We start from the raw sequence: 25691 nt of genomic DNA on the forward strand, positions 1-25691 counted from the left end.
GTGACACCCAGCGGTCAGCAGTCAGTCAGCCGAGCAGTCGAACCAAATGGAGCAGGACGTTGTCCCGTCAGGTGTTCCTCTATGACCCGCCGGACCGTTTCGTCGCCGGTACGGTCGGGCTGCCTGGTCGCCGTACCTTTTTCCTGCAGGCGTCCGCCGGTGGCCGGACCACCAGTGTCGCGTTGGAGAAGACGCAGGTCGCCGCGTTGGCCGAGCGGATAGACGAGCTGCTGGACGAGGTGGTGCGGCGCACCGGCGGAAACGCCCCGGTCCCCGCCGTCGCACCGACGGAACTCAGCGACACCGCACCGCTGGAAGTCCCCGTGGAGGAGGAGTTCCGGGTCGGTACCATGGCACTCGCCTGGGACGGCGAGGAGCAGCGGATGATCGTCGAGGCGCAGGCGCTGGTCGAGCTGGAGGCCGAGTCCGAGGAGGACCTGGCCGAGGCCGAGGAGCGGCTGCTCCAGGACGATGTGAACGGCCCGCCCATGCTGCGGGTGCGGCTCACCGGGACGCAGGCGCGCGCGTTCGCCAAGCGCGCCCTGGAGGTCGTCAACGCCGGCCGGCCGCCCTGCCCGCTGTGCAGTCTGCCGCTCGACCCGGAGGGACACGTATGTCCGCGCCAGAACGGATACCGCCGCGGAGCCTGACGCCGCCCACCCGTCTGCCATCACCCTCAACGGAGGCTTCGCGCCTCCTGCCCCCGGCCGAGCTGCTGGCTCTCGGTGAGCTGACGGTGCGCGGCCGGGTCCGGGAGGCGTCCAACGCGGTGCTGTACTGCACGGTCGAGTACGAGGGCCACAGCGCCCCTTGTGTCTACAAGCCGGTGGCCGGGGAGCGGCCGCTGTGGGACTTCCCCGACGGCACGCTCGCCCAGCGCGAGGTCGCGGCGTACGAGATCTCCGAGGCCACCGGCTGGGGCCTGGTGCCGCCCACGGTGCTGCGCGACGGGCCGTACGGGCAGGGGATGTGCCAGCTCTGGGTAGAGGTCGATACGGCCACCGGCGGGCCGCACGGGGCCGACGGCGGGCCGGACGGCGACGGCTCGCAGGAGACCGGGGGAGCGGAGCTGCTCGCGCTCGTCGAGGGCGATGAACCGGGCCCCGGCTGGAAGGCGGTGGGCTACGCCGAGGTGGGCGAGGGCCGTACGGCGCTGCTGGTCCACGCCGACGACGTACGGCTGCGCCGGCTGGCCGTCCTCGACGCGGTGATCAACAACGGCGACCGCAAGGGTGGCCATCTGCTGCCCGCGGCCGGTGGCCGGCTCTATGCGATTGATCACGGAGTGACCTTCAACGCCGACGACAAGCTGCGCACGCTGCTGTGGGGCTGGGCCGGGGAGCCGCTGCCGGACGATGTGCTGGAGGTGCTGCGCGGGCTGGCGGGCCGGCTGGCCGACGGCGGCCCGCTGAGCGCCCGGCTGGCGGAGCTGATCACCGGGGCCGAGATCGAGGCCCTGCGGGCCCGTGTCGCCACGCTGTTGCGGACCGGGAGGCACCCCGAGCCCAGCGGCCAGTGGCCCGCCATCCCCTGGCCGCCGGTCTGACCGGACCGGCCCGCCCCGGTCCGGGCGGGGCGGCCCGCACGGGGTCCTTACGGCCGTCCGTTCCGGGGCCGGGCGGGGGCCCGCCGGGCCCCGGAACGGAGTCCATGGAACGCGGACCGGGCAGGGGCAAGCAGCTCGCGGGCGTCCGCGCAAGACCGCCCATCCGGCCAACACCACTGGTCCGGTTCGTATACGGACGCTGCATCCGGTTACGCTCATTGCATGTATGCCTGGCCCGCTTCTGAGGTTCCCGCCCTGCCCGGCAGTGGCCGCGACCTGAGCATTCACGACACCGCGACCGGGGAACGGATCACCCTGACCCCCGGTCCCGTCGCGCGCATCTACGTCTGCGGGATCACCCCGTACGACGCGACCCACATGGGTCATGCGGCGACCTACAACGCGTTCGACCTCGTTCAGCGCGTATGGCTCGACACCAAGCGCCAGGTGCACTACGTCCAGAACGTCACCGATGTCGACGATCCCCTGCTGGAGCGGGCGCAGGAGAACGGCGACGACTGGACCGCCCTCGCCGAGCGCGAGACCACCCTCTTCCGCGAGGACATGACGGCCCTGCGGATGCTGCCCCCGCGGCACTACATAGGCGCCGTCGAGGCGATACCGGGGATCGTGCCGCTCGTGGAGCGGCTGCGCGACCTGGGCGCCGCCTATGAACTCGAAGGCGACATCTACTTCTCCGTGGAGTCCGACCCCTCCTTCGGCTCGGTCAGCCGGCTCGACGCCGAGGCCATGCGGCTGCTGTCCGCCGAGCGCGGCGGCGACCCGGAGCGCCCCGGTAAGAAGAACCCCCTCGACCCGATGCTGTGGATGGCCGCCCGTGACGGCGAGCCGAGTTGGGACGGCGGGTCGCTCGGCCGCGGCCGCCCCGGCTGGCACATCGAATGCGTGGCCATCGCCCTGGACCACCTCGGCATGGGCTTCGACGTGCAGGGCGGCGGATCCGATCTCGCCTTCCCGCACCATGAGATGGGCGCCTCGCACGCCCAGGTCCTCACCGGTGAGCGGCCGTTCGCCAAGACGTACGTGCACGCCGGGATGGTGGCCCTGGACGGCGAGAAGATGTCCAAGTCCAAGGGGAACCTGGTCTTCGTCTCGGCGCTGCGCCGCGACGGCGTCGATCCGGCGGCCATACGGCTCGCGCTGCTGGCCCACCACTACCGCTCGGACTGGGAGTGGACGGACGGGCTGCTGCGGGAGGCCGAGGAGCGCCTCGGCCGCTGGCGTGCCGCCGTCTCGCGGCCCGACGGACCCTCGGCCGACGCGCTGGTGGAGGAGATCCGCGCGGCGCTCGCGGACGACCTGGACTCCCCGGCCGCCCTGGCCGCCGTCGACCGCTGGGCCGCCGCTCAGTCGGCCACCGGCGGTACGGACGAGGGGGCGCCCGGAGTGGTCTCGCGCGCCGTGGACGCGCTGCTGGGCGTGGCCCTCTGATGCCCCGTCCGGGCGCCGCGCCGCGACGGTGAACGCATGAGCCCGCGCCGGGATCCTCCCGGCGCGGGCTTCTCGCTGTCTCGTGCGCGGCGTGCGCGGCGTGCGTGCTGTGGCGTGCGTGGTGTGACGTCGTGTGCCGTGTGCGGCGGTCGTGGTTACCGGTCGGAGCCGGACCCCTCGTCCCCGTCGCCACCCCGGTCCGTGCCGCCCTCGTCGCGGCGGGAGGCGTCCTGGCCCTCGGCGCCCCGGCCCTCGGCACCCTGGCCGTCGTCCGCCTCCTTGACGTCGTCCGCGTCCTTGGCCTCGTCCTCGGCGCCGCCGGTGTCCTCGGCGTCGTCGTCCTTGGCCACCTCGTCGTTGGGGGACGGCTTGCGCGGCCGCCCGTGGCCGGTGGAGGGGTCGCGCAGATAGGGGGCGCCCGGGCCTCCCGTGCCGCCCTCCAGGCCGCCGCTCTCGGTCGCGTGGCCGCCGGGGCCGGGCTGGCCGTCGCGCCGCCGCAGATAGCGCTCGAACTCGCGGGCGATGGCCTCGCCCGACGCCTCGGGCAGCTCGGCGGTGTCCCGCGCCTCCTCCAGCGACTGGACGTACTCGGCGACCTCGCTGTCCTCGGCGGCCAGCTGGTCCACGCCCAGCTGCCAGGCCCGCGAGTCCTCGGTCAGCTCGCCGAGGGGGATGCGCACCGTGATGAGGTCCTCGAGGCGGTTCAGCAGCGCCAGGGTGGCCTTCGGGTTCGGCGGCTGCGAGACGTAGTGCGGCACGGCCGCCCACAGGCTCACCGCCGGGACGCCGGCGTGGGCGCACGCCTCCTGGAGGACCCCGACGATCCCGGTCGGGCCCTCGTAGCGGGACTCCTCCAGATCGAGGCTGCGGGCCAGGTCCGGGTCGGAGGTGACCCCGCTGACCGGCACCGGCCGGGTGTGCGGGGTGTCGCCGAGCAGCGCGCCGAGGATGACGACCATCTCCACGCCCAACTCATGGGCGTAGCCGAGGATCTCGTTGCAGAACGACCGCCAGCGCATGCTCGGCTCGATACCGCGCACCAGCACCAGGTCCCGGGACTTCTCCCCGGTGTCCGCCCGGACCACCGAGAGCCGGGTCGTCGGCCAAGTGATCTTGCGCACCCCGCCCTCCAGGGCCACGGTGGGCCGGTTCACCTGGAAGTCGTAGTAGTCCTCCGCGTCGAGCGAGGCGAAGACCTCGCCCTTCCACTCCCGGTCCAGGTGCCCGACCGCGGTCGAGGCGGCGTCTCCGGCGTCGTTCCAGCCCTCGAAGGCACAGATCATGACCGGGTCGATCAGCTCGGGAACCCCCTCAAGCTCGATCACCCAGCGCCTCCTTCCGACCGGGGCGGACGGATGGTGCCGCCTCCAGCTGCAGTTTCCCATTGCGTGCCACCCAAGCCTACGGCTTTCCGGGGCCCCGGCCGCAGCCCCTGTCCAGGACTACTAAGAGATTCATCCGATCTGTCCTTCGAAAGTTCGGCCGCACCTCTGGACGAAACCCTTAGGGCAGCGCTATACATCGGATCATCGCGAAAGGTCCGATGTTCTCTCTCGCGCATCGTTTCAGGGAGCCCCCATTGAGTCAGCGTCCATCCGTCACCGAGCTCGAGGTCCATGACATCCGGTTTCCCACCTCGGAGCAGCTCGACGGCTCGGACGCCATGAACCCGGACCCCGACTACTCCGCCGCCTACGTCGTGCTGCGCACGGACGCGGGGGAGGAGGGGGCGGCCTCCGAGGGACACGGCTTCGTCTTCACCATCGGCCGCGGCAACGATGTCACCGCGGCCGCCATCCGCTCCCTGCGCCCCCATGTGGTGGGCCGCCCCGCGCCCCTGACGGCCGCCGATCTCGCCGCCCTGCACCGTGAGCTGACCCATGACTCGCAGCTTCGCTGGCTCGGACCCGAGAAGGGCGTCATGCACATGGCCGCGGGCGCGGTGGTCAACGCCGCCTGGGACCTCGCCGCCCGGCAGGCCGGAAAGCCCCTGTGGCAGTTCCTCGCCGAGATGTCTCCCGAGGAACTGGTCGAGCTGGTCGACTTCCGCTACCTCAGCGACGCGCTCACCCCGGAGGAGGCGCTCGCCATCCTGCGCGCCGCCGAGCCCGGCCGCGCCGAGCGCGCCGCGCGGCTGCGCGAGCGGGGCTACCCCGCCTACACCACCTCGCCCGGCTGGCTCGGCTACTCCGACGAGAAAATGATCAAGCTGGCGCAGGAGGCCGTCGCCGACGGCTTCGGCCAGATCAAGCTCAAGGTCGGGTCCGATCTGGACGAGGACCTCAGACGGATGCGGCTCGCCCGCGAGGCCGTCGGCCCCGATGTGCGCATCGCCGTGGACGCCAACCAGCGCTGGGACGTGGCGGAGGCGGTGCGCTGGATGAGCGCCCTGGCGCCGTACGACCCGCACTGGATCGAGGAGCCCACCAGCCCGGACGACGTCCTCGCCCACGCGGCCATCCGCGCCGGACAGCCGGTCAAGGTCGCCACCGGTGAGCACGTCGCCAACCGCGTGGTCTTCAAGCAGTTGCTCCAGGCCGAGGCGGTGGACTTCGTCCAGATCGACGCGGCGCGGGTCGCCGGGGTCAACGAGAACCTCACGATCCTGCTGCTCGCCGCCAAGTACGGACTGCCGGTGTGCCCGCACGCGGGCGGCGTCGGGCTGTGCGAACTCGTCCAGCACCTGGCCATGTTCGACTTCGTGGCCGTCTCGGGCAGCTGGGAGGACCGGGTCATCGAGTATGTCGACCACCTCCACGAGCACTTCGCCGATCCCGTGGTCGTCGAGTCGGGCCGCTACCGGGCTCCGACCGCGCCGGGCTTCTCCGCCCGTATGTACCCCGAGTCGATCGCCGCCTACCGCTATCCGGACGGGCCCGAATGGCGGGCCCGCCTCGCACGGCCCGAACCGGCAGGGCCCCTAACCGCACCGTCCGCACCCGCACAGGCTCAGGAGGACCACCAGTGACCACCGGCGACTTCGAAGGGCTGGCCGCGCTCGTCACCGGCGGCGCCTCCGGCATAGGCGCCGCCATCGCCGCCACGCTGCGCGACCGGGGCGCGCGGGTCGCCGTGCTCGACCGCGATCCGTCGGGCGCCCCGGACGGCACGCTGCCGCTCAAGGCCGATGTCACCTCCGACGAGGGGGTCAGGACCGCGGTGGACGCTGCCGTGGCCGAGTTCGGCGCCCTGCACACCGTCGTCGGCAACGCGGGCATCGGCGCGATCGGCAGCGTCGAGGACAACTCCGACGAGGAGTGGCACCGGCTGCTGGACATCAATGTGCTGGGCCTGGTCCGCACCGCGCGGGCCGCGCTGCCCCATCTGCGCGCCGCCGCGGCCGGCCGGCCCGGCGCCGTCTCCATCACCCACACCTGCTCGATCGCCGCCACCGCCGGACTGCCGCAGCGCGCCGCCTACAGCGCCAGCAAGGGCGCGGTGCTGTCGCTGACCCTCGCCATGGCGGCGGACCACATCCGCGAAGGGGTCCGCGTCAACTGCGTCAACCCCGGCACCGTGGACACCCCGTGGGTCGGCCGGCTGCTCGACCAGGCCCCCGACCCGGGGGCCGAGCGCGCAGCCCTGGAGGCCCGTCAGCCCACCGGACGGCTGGTCTCCGCCGACGAGGTGGCCGCCGCCGTCGCGTACCTCGCCAGCCCCGCCGCCGCGGCCGTCACCGGCACCGCGCTGGCCGTCGACGGAGGGATGCAGGGGCTGCGGCTGCGCCCCGCCTCCTCCTGAGACAACCGCCCCACCGCCTCCGCCCGAGGCCGGCACCACCCGCACGACTCGACCCAGGAACGACCAAGGACGGGACTCGATGACGAGACTCCGCACCACCGGCACCGCCGCCTGCGCCGTGCTGCTGGCCGTCGCAGCGCTCACCGGCTGCAACCGAGAGAGCAATGGCGCCGGCGGCGGCAAGGTCGGCATCGACATGCCGCGGACGGACACCGACTTCTGGAACTCCTACCAGCAGTACCTGGAGAAGGGCATCGACAAGGGCACGGTCTCCGCGCTCCCGCTGTCCAACTCGCAGAACGACATCGGCAAGCTGGTCGCCAACGTCCAGGCGTTCACCGACCAGGGCGCCAAGGCGGTCATCATGGCCCCCCAGGACACCGGGGCCATCTCCTCCACCCTGGAGCAGCTGGAGGAGAAGAAGATCCCCGTCGTCAGCGTGGACACCCGGCCCGACTCCGGCAAGGTCTACATGGTGGTGCGCGCCGACAACCGGGCGTACGGCACCAAGGCGTGCGAGTACCTCGGCGAGAAGCTGGGCGGCAAGGGCCGGATCGCCGAGCTCCAGGGCGACCTCAGCTCCATCAACGGCCGGGACCGCTCGCAGGCGTTCGCCTCCTGCATGAAGAAGAAGTACCCCGGCATCAAGGTGCATGAGCTGCCCACCGACTGGAAGGGCGATGTGGCCTCCGCCAAGCTGCAGAGCCTGCTGGCCCAGCACAAGGACGTGAACGGCATCTACATGCAGGCGGGCGGCGCCTTCCTGCAGCCCACGCTCGCGCTGCTGGAGCAGAAGCGGCTGCTGAAGCCCGCCGGTTCCGCCAAGCACATCACGATCATCTCCAACGACGGGATACCCGAGGAGCTGGACGCGATCCGCTCCGGGAAGATCGACGCCACGCTCTCCCAGCCCGCCGACCTCTACGCCCAGTGGGCCCTGAACTACGCGAAGGCCGCTCTGGACGGCAAGACGTTCAAACCCGGCCCCACCGACCACGGCTCCAAGATCGTCAAGATCGAGAACGGCCTGGAGGACCAGCTCCCGGCGCCGCTGGTCACCAAGGAGAACGTCGACGACAAGAAGCTGTGGGCCAACCAGCTCGAGAAGAAGTGACCATGGCCGAGGCCGAGCAGCCCGCCGTCGTGCGGGCCCAGGGCATCGTCAAACGGTTCGGGCCCACCGTCGCCCTGGACCACGCCCGGCTGGCGGTGCGGCCCGGGGAGGCCCATGCGCTCGTCGGGCGCAACGGGGCGGGCAAGTCCACATTGGTGTCCGTCCTGACCGGGATGGAGCGCCCGGACGAGGGCGAGGTGACCTTCGCGGGCGAGCCCGCCCCCGGCTACGGCGACACCGCCGCCTGGCAGCGCAAGGTGGCCTGCGTCTACCAGAAGTCGATGGTGGTCCCGGACCTGACGGTCGCCGAGAACCTCTACCTCAACCGCTTCCCGGGCGCGGGGCGCATCCGCTGGCGCGCCCTGCGCGAGGACGCCCGCGCGCTGCTGGCCGAGTACGGCGTGGAGGTGGATCCGCAGACGCGGGCGAAGGATCTCAGCGTCGAGCAGCGGCAGTTCGTGGAGATCGCCCGCGCGCTCTCCTTCGGCGCCCGGCTGATCATCCTCGACGAGCCCACCGCCCAGCTCGACGCGGGCGGGATCGACCGGCTCTTCGCCAAGCTGCTCCAGTTGCGCCGGCAGGGGGTCGCCTTCCTGTTCATCTCGCACCACCTGCAAGAGGTCTACGAACTCTGCGACACCGTCACCGTCTTCCGCGACGCCCGGCACGTGCTGACCGCCCCGGTCGCCGGCCTCCCCAAGGAGGAGCTGGTGGCGGCGATGACCGGGGACGACGGCGGGGCGCCCGAGGGCGACTCCCGGGCCGTCGTCCACGCTCCCGTCGCCCGTAAGGAGGCCGACCCGGACGGGGAGCCGGTGCTGCGCACCGAAGGGCTCGCCCTGGACGGCGAGTTCGACCCGCTGGACCTGGTGGTGCGCCCCGGCGAGGTGCTCGGCCTGGCCGGGGCCACGGCCAGTGGCAACACGGCGGTCGGCGAGACCCTGGTGGGGCTGCGCAAACCGGCCGGCGGGCGGCTGTCGGTGCGCGGCCGGCCGGTGCGCCCCGGCAGCGTGCCGCACGCCATCGACGCGGGCATCGGCTACGTCCCGGAGGACCGGCACGACCAGGGCCTGGTCCTGGGCCGCAGCGTCGCCGAGAACGCCACCCTGACCGTCACCGACCAGCTCGGGCCCTACGGCACGGTGCTGCCCTCCCGGACCCGCGCCTTCGCCCAGCGGATGATCACCTCCCTGGACATCAAGACCTCCGGGCCTTCGCAGCCCGTTTCGGGTTTGTCCGGCGGAAATCAGCAGAAGGTCGTCATCGCGCGGGCGCTGGCCCGTGAGCCCAGCGTCCTGGTCGCGATCCGCCCGACCGCCGGGGTGGACGTGAAGTCCAAGGACGCGCTGCTCGGCGTCGTACGGGACGTGGCGGCGGCCGGGAGCGGCGCCGTCATCGTCTCCGACGAACTGGACGATCTGCGGGTGTGCGACCGGATCCTGGCGTTCTTCCACGGGCGGGTGGTCGCGGAGTTCGGCGGCGGCTGGAGTGACCGCCAGCTCGTGGCCGCCATGGAGGGCATCACGGAGCCGGGCACCAACGGCACGGCGGGGGACACCGAAGACCGCACAGAAGGAAGGCAGACATGACCGATACCGCACGGCAGCGGACCGCCGAGGCGGTGGCTGACGGCCCGGCGGGGGGCCGGCCGCGGATCGACTTCGCGCGCTGGCGCGATCTGTCGCTGGTCCCCGTGATCTTCGTCCTCGGGGTGATCGGCTTCATCGTCTCGCCCGCCTTCCTCACCGAGGACAACCTGATCGGCGTCGTCCAGCAGTCCACCGAGCTGGGGCTGCTGGTGCTGGGCGAGGCGCTGATCCTGATCAGCGGGCGGATGGACCTCTCCCTGGAGTCGACCATCGCCGTGGCGCCGGTGATCGCCCTGTGGTTCGTGCTGCCCGAGCACGGGGCGCGGTTCGAGGGCCTGGGGCTGCTGCCGGTGTGGACCGCGATACCGCTGTGCCTGGCGGTCGGGGCGCTGATCGGCGCGGCCAACGGCTTCCTGATGCTCAAACTGCGCGTCAACGGCTTCATCGCGACCCTGGGCATGCTCACCATGCTGCGCGGACTCCAGGTCGGCATCGCCGAGGGCCAGTCGATCGTCAACGTCCCCGAGTCCTTCCGCTACCTCGGCAAGGCCGAGTGGCTCGGCGTGCCCGCCGCCGTGTGGATCTGCCTGGGGCTGTACGCCCTCGGCGGCCTGGCCCTGGGCTATCTGCGGCACGGACGCGCGCTGTACGCGATCGGCGGCAACCCCGAGGCCGCGCGCGCGGCGGGCATCCGGGTGGACCGGATCACCTGGATCGTGCTGAGCGTCGGCGGACTGCTGGCCGCCTTCGCGGGCATCCTGTACACGGGCCACTACGGCTCGGTCGCCGCGACCCAGGGCAACGGCTGGATCTTCCAGGTGTTCGCCGCGGCGGTCATCGGCGGGATCAGCCTCAAGGGCGGCCGCGGCACCCTCTTCGGCGCGCTCACCGGCGTGCTGACGCTGCAGCTGGTCGTCAATGTGATGACCCTCGGCGGGGTACCGCCCCTGTGGAACCAGTTCATCAACGGCTCGATCATCATCGTCGCCCTGATCATCTCGCGCTACGCCAGCGGCGAGAAGCAGGACTGAGAGCCGGGAGGAAGCCATGGCGGTCGACGGCGGACGGGCACCGGGCGGCCCGCGCGAACTGGGGCGCTCGGGGGTGCGCGTACCGCCCCTGGGCCTGGGCTGCGCACCGCTGGCCAACCTCTACGAGGCGGTGCCGGAGGAGCGCGCGCTGGACACCGTAAGGGCGGCGTTCGACACCGGTCTCACCTATATGGACACCGCGCCGCACTACGGCGTCGGGCTGTCCGAGGAGCGGCTGGGGCGGGTGCTGGCCGGGCGCGACCGCGCCGGGTACACGCTCTCCACCAAGGTGGGGCGGCGGCTGCGGCCGCGCGCCCCCGGGGAGCCCGTCCAGGCGGACGGGTTCGCCGACACCCCCGACCGGGTCCGGGAGTGGGACTTCACCCGGGACGGCATCCGCGCGAGCCTCGAGTCCTCCCTGGAGCGGCTCGGGGTCGACGCCGTGGACATCGTCTACCTCCACGACCCGGAGGACCACATCCGTGAGGTCTATGAGACGGGCTTCGCCGCCCTGGCCGAGCTGAAGCGGGAGAAGCTCGTCCGGGCCATCGGCTTCGGCATGAACCACAGCGATCTCCTCGCCCGGTTCGTCGCCGACTTCGACGTGGACGTCGTGCTGTGCGCCGGGCGCTGGACGCTGCTGGAGCGCACCGCCTTCGACGATCTGCTGCCGGTGTGCGAGCGGCGCGGCACCTCCGTGGTGGTCGGCGGGGTCTACAACTCCGGGCTGCTCGCCGACCCCGCCCCCGGGGCCCGCTACGACTACCAGCAGGCGCCGCCGGACCTCCTCGCCCGGGCCCGGCGGCTGGCCGAGGTGTGCGCCGAGTTCCAGGTGCCGCTGCGGGCCGCCGCGCTGCGCTTCCCCTTCGGCCACCCCGCGGTGGCCGGGGCGGTGGTCGGCTGCGCCTCCCCGGCCGAAGTCCGGGACAATGCCGAGCTGTTCGTCCACGAGATCCCCGATGAGCTGTGGCAGGCCCTGGTCCGGCGCGGTCTGCTGGACGACGACATCCCGCTGCCGGTCTGAACCTCCGAGGAGTGCCCGAGTGCCCGTGCCGCGCCGTATCGACGCCCATCACCACCTGTGGGACCTGACCCGCCGCGAGCAGCCCTGGATGGACGGTGCGTGGGCCGAGCCCATCCGCCGCACCTTCACCCCGGACGACCTCGCCCCGCACTTGGACGCGCACGGGATCGACGCCACCGTCGTCGTCCAGTCCAGCTCCTCCGTGGAGGAGACCCGGGAACTCCTCGCCCTGGCCGGCGGATCGGACCGGATCGCGGGCGTCGTCGGCTGGGCCGACCTCACCGACCCCGGAGTGGGCGAGGTGCTCGCGGAGCTGGCCGCCGGGCCCGGTGGCGACCACCTGGTGGGCGTGCGCCACCAGGTGCAGGACGAGCCGGACCCGCGGTGGCTGGACCGCGAGGACGCCCGCCGGGGGCTGGCCGCCGTGGCCGACGCGGGTCTGGTCTACGACCTGCTGGTCACCCCGCGCGAGCTGCCCGCGGCCGTGGACGCCGTCCGCGAGCTGCCGCAGCTGCGCTTCGTCCTCGACCACGCCGCCAAACCGCCCGTGGCGAGCGGGGAGCGCGACCCCTGGGCCTGGCAGCTTGCCGCGCTCGCTGCCCTGCCGAACGTCGACTGCAAGCTGTCCGGTCTGGTCACCGAGGCCGACTGGGACGGCTGGAAGCCCGAGCAGGTGCTCCCGTACGCCTGGCACGTCCTGGACGCCTTCGGGCCGGGCCGGGTGCTGTTCGGCTCCGACTGGCCGGTGTGCGTCCTGGCCGCGACCTACGACGAGGTGGTGGCCCTCGCTGACCGGGCCACCCTCCGGCTCGGCGAGGACGAGCGCGCCGCCGTCTTCGGCGGCAACGCGGCCCGCGCCTACGGTCTGGGAACCTAGCGGAAGGTCTCCGCCCGGGGCCGGGGGCGAGCCCGCCCCGGACCGCGGGCGGGGGCCGGGGGCGGAGCCCCGGTGGTCTCACAGCGTGGAGCGCAGCCACTGCTCCACGCTGGCGATGTGCACCGTCGCCCAGGACCGTGCCGCCTCCGGGTCGCGGTCCCGCAGGGCGGCCAGGATCGCCCGGTGCTCATGGAGGGTGCGGCTGACCGCGTCCTCCTGCGTCAGACCGCGCCACACCCGGGCCCGGGTGGTGGGCCCGGAGAGCCCGTCGAGCAGGGAGCAGAGCACCGAGTTGCCCGAGGACTGGACGATGCCGCGGTGGAACTCCAGATCGCAGGCGACCAGCTCCTCCACCGACGGCGCCTGCCCGAGCGCGTCCAGCTGCTCCTGGAGCCGGTCCAGCTCGGCGTCGCTGATCCGGGTGGAGGCCAGCGCCGTGGCCGCGGGCTCGAGGATCCGCCGCACCGCCAGGAACTCCAGCACCGTGTCGTCGCGGTGGAAGTCCACGACGAAGCTCAGCGCCTCCAGCAGCAGTTGGGGATCGAGGCTGGTCACGTAGGTGCCGTCGCCCTGCCGTACGTCGAGGATCCGGATCAGCGACAGCGCCCGGACGGCCTCGCGCAGCGAGTTGCGCGACAGCCCCAGATCGGCGGCCAGCTCGCTCTCCTTGGGGAGCCGGTCACCGGGGCGCAGCGCGCCCGAGACGATCATGCCCTTGATTTTTTCGATCGCCTCGTCGGTGACCGCCATGGTGGACCTCCCCGGGCCAAACATCCGATGTATCAGGTCCATTATGACGTGCTGGGACCGGCGGCGTCTGCCGGGGACGCCGCCGGTCCGCTGTGACCTTTTACCAGGAGGGCCCGAGGCGGGCTCAGAGCCGGTTCATCGGATGGCTCAGAAGGTGAACGGCCCCGGGGACTGGGGCGAGGTGGCGGTGCAGTTCACCGTGATCAGGCCGAAGATGACCAGCTTGAGCGACTTTGCCTCCAGAACGTCGCCCGCGGCCACCGTGCCCTTGAGCGGGCCGGTGGTCACATTGGAGCCGGTCGGGATCGCCGGGTTGGAGTTCCCGGTGAAGGTCTTGGTTCCGCCGCCGCTCTTCGACAGCGTCAGCGTCGAGCTCACCGAGCCCGCCGGAACGTCGATCGGGGCCTTGATCGCCCCCGAGGACAGGGTGATGGTCGCGGAGGTTCCGCTCTGCGTGGCGGTCAGGCTGGCCAGGCCCGACCCGTACGTCCCGCAGTCGGCCGTGAGGGTGGCGGTCGTGGGGGTGACCGCGGTCGCGGTCGGTGCCAGCGCCAGCGCGCCGGCGGCCAGTGCTGCTGCTCCCATTGCCGTGCTGATCCCGAGCTTGATCCGTCTCATGGGATTGCCTTCCGGAGTGGGGGAAAGTGCGGCTGATGTGTGGGGGGTTCCCGCCCGTCATCCACGGGCGATGTCATTGATGCGCGCACCGCCGAAGAAGGCAAGAGCGATTGAGTTGATTTTTAACGCACGAGTAAGTTCACCGGCTCGCGGGGGATCAGTCGCCAACTGTCCTCGACACGCGGCGGGTTCACAGGATCTCGCAAAGGCCCCGGCCGCGCGCCGAAGGCGGCCTGGGGCAATGAGCAGCCCGGACGGCCGGGTGAGAGGACGTTTCCTCTCACCCGGCCGCCCGGACCTGGGGAGGCGGCCCCGCGGGGGTCAGGGTCGCTTGGCCAGCAGATCCTCGACCCGGCTCCGGATGTCCTCGGAGTCCAGGCCGCGGATGGTCAGGGTGGTGCGGCGGCGCAGGACGTCGTCCGCCGTGCGCGCCCACTCGTAGTCCCGGGCGTAGACGACCTGCGCCCAGATCTCCGGGGCGTCCGGGTGGATGCGCTCCGCGAGCGCCGGGTCGCCGCCGGCCAGCCGGGCGATGTCGAAGGAGAGCGAGCCGTAGTGGGTCGCCAGATGGCGGGCGGTGTCGGCGGCCATACGCGGACCGGGAGTGCCGCCGTCCACCAGCAGCCGGTGCTCGACGGCGTGCGGATTGGCCAGGCCCGGCAGCGGCATGTGCCGGGGCAGCTGCTTGACCGGCTCCATGTCGTCGGCGAGCGGACGGCCCGGCAGCTCGGCCAGCTTCCGCATCACGGTGCGGCCGATGTGGCGGAAGGTGGTCCACTTGCCGCCGGCTATGGAGAGCATCCCGCCCTTGCCCTCGGTGACCACGGTCTCCCGCTTGGCCTTGGCGGTGTCGCCCGGCCCACCGGGCAGCACCCGCAGACCCGCGAAGGAGTAGGTGATCAGATCGCGCGAGAGCTGCTGGTCGCGGATGGAGAAGGCCGCCTCGTCCAGGATCTGGGAGATGTCCGCCTCGTTGACCGCGACATCGGCCGGGTCGCCCTCGAACTCCTCGTCGGTGGTGCCCAGCAGCAGCATGTCCTCCCAGGGGAGGGCGAAGGTGATGCGGTACTTGTCGATCGGGGTGGCCAGCGCCGCCCGCCAGGGGGAGGTGCGCTTGAGGACCAGGTGCGCGCCCTTGGACAGCCGGATCGACGGCGCCGCGCTCGGGTCCTCCATCCGGCGCAGATGGTCCACCCAGGGGCCGGTCGCGTTGAGCACCAGACGGGCGCTGACCCCGAACTCGGTGCCGTCGGTGCGGTCCTTGAGCTCGGCGCCGGTGACCCGGCCGTCGTTCTTGCGCAAGGCCATGACCTCGGCGTGGTTGAGGACGGTGGCGCCCGCCTCCACGGCCGCGCGGACCGTCATCAGGGCCATGCGGCTGTCGTTCATCTGCCCGTCGCCGTAGACCGCGACCGCCTTGAGGCCCTCGGTGCGCAGCTCCGGGACGTCGCGCGCGGCCCGCTCGGCGCCGATCACGTGGCCCACGCCGTCACGGAAGGCGGAGAGCGCCGAGTAGGCGAAGACGCCCGCGCCCAGCTTGGCCGCACCGTGCGGACCGCCCTTGTAGACCGGCAGGTAGAAGGTGAGGGGGTTGGACAGGTGCGGGGCGACGGTACGGGAGACCGCGCGCCGCTCGAAGTGGTTCTCGGCGACCAGCTTGACCGCGCCCGTCTGGAGGTAGCGCAGGCCGCCGTGGAGCAGCTTGGAGGAGGCCGAGGAGGTGGCGCCGGCGAAGTCACCGGCGTCCACCATCGCCACCCGCAGCCCGGACTGGGCGGCGTGCCAGGCAGTGGTGATGCCCAGGATGCCGCCGCCGATCACCAGGAGGTCGTACGTCGCCTTGGAGAGCTGTTCCCGGGTTTCGGCTCGGCTCGGGTTCGAACCGGCAGCCGGGTGCGTTCCGAGGGAGGACGGAACGCATCGCAGGGTGGTCATTGATTACTCCTCGTCTTCGATCCAGCCCATGGTCCGCTGCACGGCCTTGAGCCAGCTCTTGTACTCGCGGTCGCGGACGTCCGCGTCCATTCGGGGGGTCCACTCGGCCGCCCGGCGCCAGTTCGCACGCAGGGCGTCGGTGTCCGGCCAGAAGCCGACGGCGAGACCGGCGGCGTAGGCGGCGCCGAGGCAGGTGGTCTCGGCGACCATCGGGCGCACCACGGGTGCGTCCAGGGCGTCCGAGAGGGTCTGCATCAGGAGGTTGTTGGAGGTCATACCGCCGTCGACCTTGAGCGCGGTGAGCTCGACCCCGGAGTCCTTGGTCATCGCGTCGACGATCTCGCGGGTCTGCCAGGCGGTGGCCTCGAGGACGGCGCGGGCGATGTGCGCCTTGGTGACGTAGCGGGTCAGGCCCGCGATCACACCGCGCGCGTCGGACCGCCAGTACGGGGCGAACAGGCCCGAGAAGGCGGGCACGAAGTACGCGCCGCCGTTGTCCTCGACCGAGCTCGCGAGGGTCTCGATCTCGGCGGCGCTGTTGATCAGGCCCATCTGGTCCCGCATCCACTGCACCAGCGAACCGGTGACCGCGATCGAGCCCTCCAGGGCGTAGACCGGCTTCTCGTCGCCGATCCGGTAGCCGACGGTGGTCAGCAGCCCGTTGTAGGAGTTGACCGGCTTCTCGCCGGTGTTCATCAGCAGGAAGGTGCCGGTGCCGTAGGTGGACTTGGCCTCACCCTCGGAGTAGCAGGTCTGGCCGAACAGGGCCGCCTGCTGGTCGCCGAGCGCGGACGCGACCGGCACGCCCGCCAGGACGCCCTCGGCCGTGTGCCCGTAGACCTCGGCGGAGGAGCGTATCCGCGGCAGCACGGCGGCCGGGATGCCCATCGAGGCCAGGATCTTCTCGTCCCAGTCCAGGGTGTGCAGGTTCATCAGGAGGGTGCGGGAGGCGTTGGTGACGTCGGTGACGTGCACGCCGCCGTTGACACCGCCGGTCAGGTTCCAGATGACCCAGGAGTCCATGGTGCCGAAGAGGATGTCGCCCGCCTCGGCCCGCTCGCGCAGCCCCTCGACGTTGTCGAGCAGCCAGCGGATCTTGGGACCGGCGAAGTAGGAGGCCAGCGGGAGGCCGGTCTCGCGGCGGAAGCGGTCCTGGCCGACGTTGCGGCCGAGTTCGCGGCAGAGGGCGTCGGTGCGGGTGTCCTGCCAGACGATGGCGTTGTGCACCGGCTCACCGGTCCTGCGGTCCCACAGCAGGGTGGTCTCGCGCTGGTTGGTGATGCCGATCGCCTTCACGTCGACGGCGGTGATCTCGGCCTTGGCGATGGCGCCGGCGACGACCTCCTTGACGTTCTCCCAGATCTCGGTGGCGTTGTGCTCCACCCAGCCGGGCTTGGGGAAGATCTGCTCGTGCTCCTTCTGGTCCACCGAGACGATGCGGCCGTCGCGGTCGAAGACGATGCAGCGGCTGGAGGTGGTGCCCTGGTCGATGGCCGCGATGAACGGCCCCTGACCGTGGGACGAGGCGCTGGTGGTGTGGGTGTCGGTCATGATCTGCTGCTCTCCTGCGAGTGGTGGGGTGGACTAGGCGAAGGCGATCTCGTAGATCCCGCCGGCGATGGCGCCGCCGATGAGCGGGCCGACGACGGGGATCCAGGCATAGCTCCAGTCCGAGCCGCCCTTGTTGGGCAGCGGCAGGAGGGCGTGGGCGATACGGGGGCCGAGGTCACGCGCCGGGTTGATGGCGTAACCGGTCGGGCCGCCGAGCGAGAGGCCGATGCCGACCACCACGAAGGCGGTGATCATGACGCCGATGACGCCGAGGCCCTTGCCGTCGCCGTTGAGCCCCTGAGTGAGGATGGCGAGCACCAGCACGGCCGTGGCGATGATCTCGGTGGCCAGGTTCTGACCGACGTTCCGGATCTCCGGGCCGGTGGAGAAGATGCCCAGCACCGGACCGGCGCCGGTGGCCTGCTTCCGGTCCGCCGCCACCGTGTCCTGGGCGCCCGGGCCGCCGACGATCTCGCGGTCGGTGAGATGGGCGTGGAAGTGGCCGAGGTAGGCGAGCCACACCAGCGACGCGCCGATCACCGCGCCGAGCATCTGCCCGAGGAAGTAGATGGGCACGTCGCTCCACTCGATGCCGCCCTTGATGGCGAGGCCGATCGTCACCGCCGGGTTGAGATGGGCCCCCGAGAGCGGCGCGGAGATGTACGCGCCGGTGAGCACGGCGAAGCCCCACCCGAGGGTGATGGCGACCCACCCCGCTTCCAACGCCTTGGATTGCTTCAAGACAACGCCGGCGACGACACCGCAGCCGAGCAGAATGAGAACGGCGGTACCGATGGTCTCGCCGATGAAGATGTCGGAGCTGGACACCCGCGACTCCTTTGTCCTTCGTCCAGGGGAAGGCGAACCCCCGGGTCTCTCCGGTGGTCCGCGCCCTCGTGGGAGGGCGTTGGTCGGCCCGCGGCGAGTCCACCATAGCGAATATTGTCGTCAGGTGTTCGACAATGCCGACCGATGAACGGCAGTTTTCTTCACGCTGAAGACCCCGTCAAGGGTCGTGTGAAGGAAAAATCGCTCGTATGTGAAACCGTGATGAAGCAGGTCATGCGGGGATATGGGGGCAGATCGGCACGCGGTGGCACGATTCAGAAACGCAGGGCGCCCAGGTCCCGGGAGACGGCGCGCGCACAGTCCCGTACGGCGGCCACGAGCTCCGAGCGCAGCTCCCCGTTCTCGCACACCCGCTCGACCGCGCCCGTTATCCCCACGGCGCCCACGGGCAGCCGGCGCCGGTCGTGGATGGGCGCCGCGACGGACGCCACGCCCTCCCAGGTCTCCTCCACGTCGCAGCCCCAGCCGCGCGCCCGGGTCAGGTCCAGCACGCCCTCGAACTCGCGCTCCCCGGTCACCGTGCGGGGCGTGAACGCCTTACGGTCGACCTCGGCCACCTCGCTGTGCGCGACCGGGTCATAGGCGGAGAGCACCTTGCCCAGGGCCGTGGAGTGCAGTGGGTGCATCGCGCCGACCTCCAGAACCTGGCGGCTGTCGTCCGGCCGGAAGACATGGTGGACGATCAGCACGCCCTGTTGGTGCAGCACGCCCAGGTACACGCTCTCGCCGCTGGAGCGGGCCAGGTCGTCGGTCCACACCAGGGCGCGGGCGCGCAGCTCGTGCACGTCCAGATAGCTGTTGCCCAGGCGCAGCAGCTCCGCGCCGAGCTGATAGCGGCCGGACGCCTCGTCCTGCTCCACGAAGCCCTCCTGCTGGAGGGTGCGCAATATGCCGTGCGCGGTGCCCTTGGCCAGCCCCAGGGTAGAGGCGATGTCGGACAGTCCCAGACGTCGCTCACCACCGGCGAGCAGGCGTAGCATCGCGGCGGCGCGCTCCAACGACTGGATGTTCCGGGCCATCGCCAACCTCCTGACTGCGGTTCGACAATGCTGAACACTATCGGTCCATGTCGACTGGGTGGTACCTGGCGGCCGTGTGTCGGCGATCAATGGACCCGCCGGGGGCCGATCGGCCATATTCATCCCGGCTGATGGAACGACCATCGTGAAATGACCACTGGCAGCTACCCTGGCGAGGTGCGCCGTCCCCAGGGGAGGGCGCAAAGCCGACAGCCGTCGCACTCCAGGGAGCACATCCATGGCCTCTCATACGCCATCGCCCACATCCGCCGCCCGAGCCGCCGCGCTCCGCGAAGCGCTGGCCACCCGCGTGGTGGTCGCCGACGGCGCGATGGGGACGATGCTCCAGGCGCAGGAGCCCAGTCTCGACGACTTCCAGCAGCTCGAGGGCTGCAACGAGATCCTCAACATCACCCGCCCGGACATCGTCCGGGCGGTCCACGAGGCGTACTACGCCGTCGGCGTGGACTGCGTCGAGACCAACACCTTCGGCGCCAACCACGCGGCGCTCGGCGAGTACGACATCCCCCACCGCGTCCACGAGCTCTCCGAGGCCGGCGCCCGGATCGCCCGCGAGGTCGCCGACGAGTTCGCCGCCGACGGACGCCAGCGCTGGGTGCTCGGCTCCATGGGCCCCGGCACCAAGCTGCCCACCCTCGGCCACGCCCCCTACACCACCCTCCGCGACGCCTACCAGGCCAACGCCGAAGGCATGATCGCCGGCGGCGCGGACGCCCTCCTGGTGGAGACCACCCAGGACCTGCTGCAGACCAAGGCCGCGATCATCGGCGCCCGCCGCGCCCTCGACGCCACCGGTGCCGACCTCCCGGTGATCTGCTCGGTCACCGTCGAGACCACCGGCACCATGCTGCTCGGCTCGGAGATCGGCGCGGCGCTCACCGCCCTCGAGCCGCTCGGCATCGACATGATCGGCCTCAACTGCGCCACCGGCCCCGCCGAGATGAGCGAGCACCTGCGCCACCTCGCCCGCCACTCCCGGATCCCGCTGTCCTGCATGCCCAACGCCGGCCTCCCGGTGCTGGGCAAGGACGGCGCCCACTACCCCCTCACCCCCGGCGAGCTGGCCGACGCTCAGGAGACCTTCGTCCGCGAGTACGGGCTCTCCCTGGTCGGCGGCTGCTGCGGCACCACGCCCGAGCATCTGCGCCAGGTCGTGGAGCGGGTCCGCGAGCTGACCCCCACCGAGCGCACCCCGCGCCCCGAGCCCGGCGCCGCCTCGCTCTACCAGACCGTGCCGTTCCGCCAGGACACCTCGTACCTGGCGATCGGTGAGCGCACCAACGCCAACGGCTCCAAGAAGTTCCGCGAGGCCATGCTGGAGGGCCGCTGGGACGACTGCGTGGAGATGGCCCGCGAACAGATCCGCGAGGGCGCCCATCTGCTCGACCTGTGCGTGGACTACGTCGGCCGGGACGGCGTCGCGGACATGGAGGAGCTGGCCGGGCGGTTCGCCACCGCCTCCACCCTCCCCATCGTCCTGGACTCCACCGAGGTCGACGTCATCCGGGCCGGGCTGGAGAAGCTCGGCGGACGCGCGGTCATCAACTCCGTCAACTACGAGGACGGGGACGGCCCCGAGTCGCGGTTCGCCAAGGTCACCCGACTGGCTCAGGAGCACGGCGCCGCCCTGATCGCGCTGACCATCGACGAGGAGGGCCAGGCCCGTACGCCGGAGAAGAAGGTCGAGATCGCCGAGCGGCTGATCGCCGACCTGACCGGCAACTACGGCATCCACGAGTCGGACATCCTCATCGACACCCTGACCTTCACCATCTGCACCGGTCAGGAGGAGTCCCGTAAGGACGGCATCGCCACCATCGAGGCGATCCGCGAGCTCAAGCGGCGCCACCCGGACGTCCAGACCACGCTGGGCCTGTCCAACATCTCCTTCGGCCTCAACCCGGCCGCCCGTATCGTGCTCAACTCCGTCTTCCTCGACGAATGCGTCAAGGCGGGCCTGGACTCGGCGATCGTGCACGCCTCCAAGATCCTGCCGATCGCGCGGTTCGAGGAGGAGCAGGTCCAGACCGCCCTGGACCTGATCTACGACCGCCGCGCCGAGGGCTATGACCCGCTCCAGAAGCTGATGGGCCTCTTCGAGGGCGCCACCGCCAAGTCCCTCAAGGCGGGCAAGGCCGAGGAACTGGCCGCGCTGCCCCTGGAGGAGCGTCTCAAGCGCCGCATCATCGACGGCGAGCGCAACGGTCTGGAGGCCGACCTCGACGAGGCCCTCCAGGAGCGCCCCGCCCTCGACATCGTCAACGAGACGCTGCTGGACGGCATGAAGGTGGTCGGCGAGCTGTTCGGCTCCGGCCAGATGCAGCTGCCGTTCGTCCTCCAGTCCGCCGAGGTCATGAAGACCGCGGTCGCCCACCTGGAGCCGCACATGGAGAAGTCGGACGACGAGGGCAAGGGCACCATCGTGCTCGCCACCGTCCGCGGCGACGTCCATGACATCGGTAAGAACCTCGTGGACATCATCCTGTCCAACAACGGCTACAACGTGGTCAACCTGGGCATCAAGCAGCCGGTCTCCGCGATCCTGGAGGCCGCCGAGGAGCACGGCGCCGATGTGATCGGCATGTCCGGGCTGCTGGTGAAGTCCACGGTGATCATGAAGGAGAACCTGGAGGAGCTCAACCAGCGCAAACTGGCCGCCCGGTTCCCCGTCATCCTCGGCGGCGCCGCGCTCACCCGGGCCTATGTCGAGCAGGATCTGCACGAGATCTACGAGGGCGAGGTGCGCTACGCCCGCGACGCCTTCGAGGGGCTGCGGCTCATGGACGCCCTGATCGCCGTCAAGCGCGGTGTGCCCGGCGCCACGCTCCCCGAGCTCCGGCAGCGCCGCGTCCCCCAGCGCGCGGCCCAGGTGCGCGAGCCGGAGCCGGAGGAGGGCCCGGCGCGCTCCGACGTGGCCACCGACAACCCCGTGCCCTCCCCGCCCTTCTGGGGCACCCGCGTGGTCAAGGGCATCCAGCAGGCCGACTACGCCTCCTGGCTGGACGAGGGGGCGCTGTTCAAGGGCCAGTGGGGGCTCAAGCAGGCCCGCACCGGCGAGGGGCCCGGCTACGAGGAACTGGTGGAGAGCGAGGGGCGGCCCCGGCTGCGCGGCTGGCTGGACCGGCTGCACACCGAGAACCTGCTGGAGGCGGCCGTCGTCTACGGCTACTTCCCCTGCGTCTCCAAGGGCGACGACCTGGTCCTGCTGAACGAGGACGGCAGCGAGCGGACCCGCTTCACCTTCCCGCGCCAGCGCCGCGGCCGCCGGCTGTGCCTGGCCGACTTCTTCCGGCCCGAGGAGTCCGGCGAGACCGATGTCGTCGGGCTCCAGGTGGTGACCGTCGGCTCGAAGATCGGCGAGGCCACCGCCGAACTGTTCGCCGCCGACTCCTACCGCGACTACCTGGAGCTGCACGGCCTGTCCGTCCAGCTCGCGGAGGCGCTGGCCGAGTACTGGCACGCCCGGGTCCGCGCCGAGCTGGGCTTCTCCGGTGAGGACTCGAGCGAGATGGAGGACATGTTCGCGCTGAGGTACCGCGGCGCGCGCTTCTCACTGGGCTACGGCGCCTGCCCCGACCTGGAGGACCGCGCGAAGATCGCCGACCTGCTGGGGCCCGAGCGGATCGGGGTGAAGCTCTCGGAGGAGTTCCAGCTCCACCCCGAGCAGTCCACGGACGCCATCGTGATCCACCACCCGGAGGCGAAGTACTTCAACGCGCGGTAGACGCGGGGTAGCCCTCGGGCGGCCTCCTGTGACCGCCTTGGGCGCTCACCGGGCGCGTCGGCACGGCGCGACGTAGACTGGTCGATCCGGTAGAGGCCGGTCGCCTTCCCGTCAGCGGAAGGGGGCCGGCCTTCGTGCCCCTTATCCGGAGGTGTTTGGATGACCAGCAGCATCCCCGCCGTCGACACCCGTACGGCCGAAGGCTCGGCTCTGCAAGCCGTTCTGCTCGACATGGACGGCACCCTGGTCGACACCGAGGGCATCTGGTGGGACGCGGAGGTCTCCATCTTCGCCGAGCTCGGGCACGCCCTCGCCGAGGAGTACCGCCAGGTCGTGGTGGGCGGCCCGATGTCGCGCAGCGCCCAGTTCCTGATCGAGGCCACCGGCGCCGAGATCGCCCTCGCCGAGCTCACCGGCCTGCTCAACAGCCGCTTCACCGAGCTGATCGACGGCAGTGTGCCGATGCTGCCCGGCGCCCGCCGGCTGCTCACCGAGCTGGCCGCGCACTCCATCCCCACCGCCCTGGTCTCCGCCTCCCACCGGCGGGTGATGGACCGCGTCCTGCGCTCGCTCGGCCCGGAGCACTTCGCCCTGACGGTCGCGGGCGACGAGATCGAGCGGACCAAGCCGCATCCGGACCCCTATCTGTTCGCCGCGGCCGGGCTGGCCGCCGAGCCGGGGCGGTGCGTGGTCATCGAGGACACCGACACGGGCGTACGGGCCGCGGAGGCGGCCGGGTGCCGGGTGCTCGCGGTGCCGTCCGTGGTGCCGATCGAGCCCGCGACGGGGCGTACGGTCATCGGCTCACTCGAAGAAGTCGATCTCGATTTTCTGCGCACTCTGGTCACGGCGGTGCACTGATCGCGCACCGAGCGTATTCCTGTAAATTGCAAACTGAATAGCGCGGGCGGATTTTTCACGTTCCGTTGGCGACAGCGGAACGTGATGTTTATCACTGCATATGCCGTGGTCGAGTGCGATGGTTGGCTGTCGCGCGTCCCGTCTGGTGCGTTTTGGGTGAGCCCTTGTGTCCGGATTGATGGCATGGCGTACGAATCGCGGCCGCGTCCGGATATCGGTCGATGATCGCTCGTTATCGGGGCGTGATATCGCCTCAACTTCGTTGTGTCCGAGTATCACTGGCGCCGCGGACTAATCTCGTCGCGAGTAGTTGATCGATGGCAGGGAGACTCCCGACAATGACGCGCAAGTCGCTGGTGCTGCCGGCCGTGGCCGGCCTCCTGATCTCCGCGCTCGCCGCGTGCGGTGGTACCGACGGCTCGGGCTCGGACGGCAAGACGCTCGTCCTGGGCAGCACGGACCGCATAGAGGCGTCGAAGGCGGCGCCCGCGCCGCTGGACCCCGCCCTGGCCTACGACTTCGCGTCCTGGAGCGTGCTGCACAACACCTTCCAGACGCTGATGCGGCTGCCCCGCTCGGGAACCGAGCCGATACCCGACGCGGCCGAGAAATGCGGCTTCCAGGACAGACAGAGCGAGCAGTACCGCTGCACCCTGCGCAGCGGGCTGAAGTTCTCCAACGGCCACGACCTCACCTCGAAGGACGTCAAGTTCTCCCTCGAGCGGGTGCTGCGCATCGACGACCCCAACGGCACCAAGTCCTTGCTGTCCAATGTGGACAAGATCGAAACTCCCAGCGATCGCGAGATCGTCATCCATCTCTCGCAGCCGGACGCGACCTTCCCGTCGAAGCTCACCACCCCGGCCGCCGCGATCCTGGACAGCGAGGTCTACAAGCCCGACGCGCTGCGCAACGGCTTCGAGATGACGGGCTCGGGCCCGTACAGCGCCAAGACCGAGGTGCGCGACAACCGGCTGACGAAGGTCGTCTTCACCAAGAACTCCCACTACAAGGGCGATGTCGAGCCGAAGGCCGCCAAGGCGGAGATGCGGTTCTACGACTCCGCGTCGGCCATGGAGAAGGCGCTGGTCAAGGGCGACATCGACGTGGTCCACCGCGGCTTCTCGCCCGAGCAGATCGACAAGCTCAACAAGGGCGAGGTCAAGGGCGTCCGCCTCTTCGAGTCCTCCGGCCAGGGCATCCGCTACCTGGTCTTCAACACCTCCGACCCGGTGGTGAAGAACAAGGCGGTCCGGCAGGCCATCGCCCATCTCGTGGACCGCCAGGCGCTGGTGCGCGACGTGTACAAGCGGACCGCCGAGCCCCTCTACTCGATGATCCCCACCAGCATCTCCTCGCACATCAACTCCTTCCACAACGAGTACGGCGACCCGGATCCCGACGAGGCCCGGCGCGTGCTGCGCGACGCGGGCATCAGCACCCCGGTGAAGCTGACGCTGACCTACACCACCGACCACTACGGCCCGGAGACGGCCGGGGAGTTCAAGGAGCTGCGCAAGCAGCTCAACGGCAGCGGACTGTTCTCCGTCACGATCAAGGGTTACCCGTGGCGGGACTTCCGCCCCGCGCTCGTCAAGCGCGAGTTCTCCGCCTCCGGGATGGGATGGCTCCCCGACTTCCCGGACCCCGACAGCTACACCGCGCCCTTCCTCACCAAGGACAACTTCCTCAACTCGCCCTACCGCAACCGCACCATCCAGGACGAGCTGATCCCCAAGACCCGGCAGGAGGCCCAGCGCAGCCTCGCCGACAAGGACTACCAGTCCATCCAGAACACCGTCGCCAGCGATGTGCCCTACCTTCCGCTGTGGCAGGGCAACACGTACGTGGCCGCCCGCGGGAACGTGACGGGCGCCGAGTACGCCTTCGACTCCTCGACCATGCTCCAGCTGTGGGAGCTCGGTAAGGGCGACTGAGAACGACGTACGGGGGTCGGACACGAAGATGACGAGTGTGTGAGGAATACCG

20 protein-coding genes are annotated in these 25691 nt (G+C 71.0%); 13 read left to right on the top strand and 7 right to left on the bottom strand.

Annotated elements, in window-relative coordinates; all coding sequences use genetic code 11:
- Positions 1 to 59: 59 nt before the first annotated feature.
- The 3 genes from ACZ6TD_RS36765 (at position 60) to mshC (ending at position 2998) form a co-directional block, all read left to right on the top strand.
- Positions 60 to 650 (top strand): DUF3090 domain-containing protein, encoded by a 591-nt coding sequence (locus tag ACZ6TD_RS36765; protein WP_470006608.1) that lies wholly within the window; start codon positions 60 to 62, stop codon positions 648 to 650.
- Positions 614 to 1546, top strand: coding sequence for an SCO1664 family protein (locus ACZ6TD_RS36770; RefSeq protein WP_471345027.1), 933 nt, complete (start codon positions 614 to 616; stop codon positions 1544 to 1546). Before ACZ6TD_RS36765 ends, ACZ6TD_RS36770 begins: the two co-directional genes overlap by 37 nt.
- A gap of 222 nt (positions 1547 to 1768) precedes the next feature.
- The gene (gene mshC, locus ACZ6TD_RS36775) at positions 1769 to 2998 is read left to right on the top strand and encodes a cysteine--1-D-myo-inosityl 2-amino-2-deoxy-alpha-D-glucopyranoside ligase (RefSeq protein WP_471345029.1); all 1230 of its coding nucleotides are present in this window, start codon (positions 1769 to 1771) and stop codon (positions 2996 to 2998) included.
- Between the two features lie 155 nt (positions 2999 to 3153).
- On the opposite strand, the gene ACZ6TD_RS36780 is transcribed toward mshC, so the two are convergent.
- Positions 3154 to 4323 (bottom strand): PAC2 family protein, encoded by a 1170-nt coding sequence (locus ACZ6TD_RS36780; RefSeq protein ID WP_471345031.1) that lies wholly within the window; start codon positions 4321 to 4323, stop codon positions 3154 to 3156.
- A 218-nt stretch (positions 4324 to 4541) separates the two neighbouring features.
- On the opposite strand from ACZ6TD_RS36780, the gene ACZ6TD_RS36785 reads away from it, so the two are divergent.
- From ACZ6TD_RS36785 to ACZ6TD_RS36815, 7 genes are all read left to right on the top strand, one after another.
- Complete coding sequence (locus ACZ6TD_RS36785) at positions 4542 to 5966, top strand: enolase C-terminal domain-like protein (RefSeq protein ID WP_471345033.1); 1425 nt, start codon at positions 4542 to 4544, stop codon at positions 5964 to 5966.
- Complete coding sequence (locus tag ACZ6TD_RS36790) at positions 5963 to 6739, top strand: SDR family NAD(P)-dependent oxidoreductase (RefSeq protein ID WP_471345034.1); 777 nt, start codon at positions 5963 to 5965, stop codon at positions 6737 to 6739. Before ACZ6TD_RS36785 ends, ACZ6TD_RS36790 begins: the two co-directional genes overlap by 4 nt.
- Positions 6740 to 6818: 79 nt before the next feature.
- Entirely contained in the window at positions 6819 to 7853 is a 1035-nt protein-coding gene (locus ACZ6TD_RS36795) for a sugar ABC transporter substrate-binding protein (RefSeq protein WP_471345036.1), read from the top strand.
- A gap of 2 nt (positions 7854 to 7855) precedes the next feature.
- Positions 7856 to 9442: a sugar ABC transporter ATP-binding protein gene (locus ACZ6TD_RS36800; RefSeq protein WP_471345037.1), complete on the top strand. Its 1587-nt coding sequence runs from the start codon at positions 7856 to 7858 to the stop codon at positions 9440 to 9442.
- Positions 9439 to 10473 (top strand): ABC transporter permease, encoded by a 1035-nt coding sequence (locus ACZ6TD_RS36805; RefSeq protein ID WP_470006621.1) that lies wholly within the window; start codon positions 9439 to 9441, stop codon positions 10471 to 10473. The genes ACZ6TD_RS36800 and ACZ6TD_RS36805 overlap by 4 nt, the downstream gene beginning before the upstream one ends.
- Before the next feature lie 16 nt (positions 10474 to 10489).
- The gene (locus tag ACZ6TD_RS36810) at positions 10490 to 11497 is read left to right on the top strand and encodes an aldo/keto reductase (protein WP_471345039.1); all 1008 of its coding nucleotides are present in this window, start codon (positions 10490 to 10492) and stop codon (positions 11495 to 11497) included.
- Between the two features lie 25 nt (positions 11498 to 11522).
- The gene (locus ACZ6TD_RS36815; RefSeq protein ID WP_471358377.1) at positions 11523 to 12374 is read left to right on the top strand and encodes an amidohydrolase family protein; all 852 of its coding nucleotides are present in this window, start codon (positions 11523 to 11525) and stop codon (positions 12372 to 12374) included.
- A gap of 78 nt (positions 12375 to 12452) precedes the next feature.
- On the opposite strand, the gene ACZ6TD_RS36820 is transcribed toward ACZ6TD_RS36815, so the two are convergent.
- From ACZ6TD_RS36820 to ACZ6TD_RS36845, 6 genes are all read right to left on the bottom strand, one after another.
- Complete coding sequence (locus tag ACZ6TD_RS36820; protein ID WP_471345041.1) at positions 12453 to 13124, bottom strand: FadR/GntR family transcriptional regulator; 672 nt, start codon at positions 13122 to 13124, stop codon at positions 12453 to 12455.
- 147 nt (positions 13125 to 13271) lie between these two features.
- On the bottom strand, positions 13272 to 13742 hold the full coding sequence (locus tag ACZ6TD_RS36825) for a hypothetical protein (RefSeq protein ID WP_471345044.1): 471 nt from the start codon (positions 13740 to 13742) through the stop codon (positions 13272 to 13274).
- A 321-nt stretch (positions 13743 to 14063) separates the two neighbouring features.
- Positions 14064 to 15677 carry a glycerol-3-phosphate dehydrogenase/oxidase gene (locus ACZ6TD_RS36830; RefSeq protein WP_471345045.1) on the bottom strand — a complete coding sequence of 538 codons (1614 nt, stop codon included), beginning with the start codon at positions 15675 to 15677 and terminating at the stop codon, positions 14064 to 14066.
- Positions 15678 to 15680: 3 nt separating this feature from the next.
- Positions 15681 to 17228, bottom strand: a complete 1548-nt coding sequence (gene glpK / locus ACZ6TD_RS36835; RefSeq protein WP_471345047.1) for a glycerol kinase GlpK — start codon at positions 17226 to 17228, stop codon at positions 15681 to 15683.
- Positions 17229 to 17261: 33 nt separating this feature from the next.
- A complete protein-coding gene (locus tag ACZ6TD_RS36840) occupies positions 17262 to 18056 on the bottom strand; it encodes an MIP/aquaporin family protein (RefSeq protein WP_471345049.1) in 795 nt (264 codons plus the stop codon).
- A gap of 275 nt (positions 18057 to 18331) precedes the next feature.
- Positions 18332 to 19096, bottom strand: coding sequence for an IclR family transcriptional regulator (locus ACZ6TD_RS36845; protein WP_471345051.1), 765 nt, complete (start codon positions 19094 to 19096; stop codon positions 18332 to 18334).
- 238 nt (positions 19097 to 19334) lie between these two features.
- Here ACZ6TD_RS36845 and metH point away from each other — a divergent pair, with 238 nt between their 5' ends.
- The 3 genes from metH (at position 19335) to ACZ6TD_RS36860 (ending at position 25639) form a co-directional block, all read left to right on the top strand.
- Entirely contained in the window at positions 19335 to 22841 is a 3507-nt protein-coding gene (gene metH / locus ACZ6TD_RS36850; protein ID WP_471345053.1) for a methionine synthase, read from the top strand.
- Between the two features lie 159 nt (positions 22842 to 23000).
- Positions 23001 to 23702, top strand: a complete 702-nt coding sequence (locus ACZ6TD_RS36855) for an HAD family hydrolase (protein WP_471345054.1) — start codon at positions 23001 to 23003, stop codon at positions 23700 to 23702.
- A gap of 338 nt (positions 23703 to 24040) precedes the next feature.
- Positions 24041 to 25639 carry an ABC transporter substrate-binding protein gene (locus tag ACZ6TD_RS36860; RefSeq protein ID WP_471345056.1) on the top strand — a complete coding sequence of 533 codons (1599 nt, stop codon included), beginning with the start codon at positions 24041 to 24043 and terminating at the stop codon, positions 25637 to 25639.
- The last annotated feature ends 52 nt before the right edge of the window (positions 25640 to 25691 follow it).

The organism is Streptomyces yongxingensis (assembly GCF_055597465.1).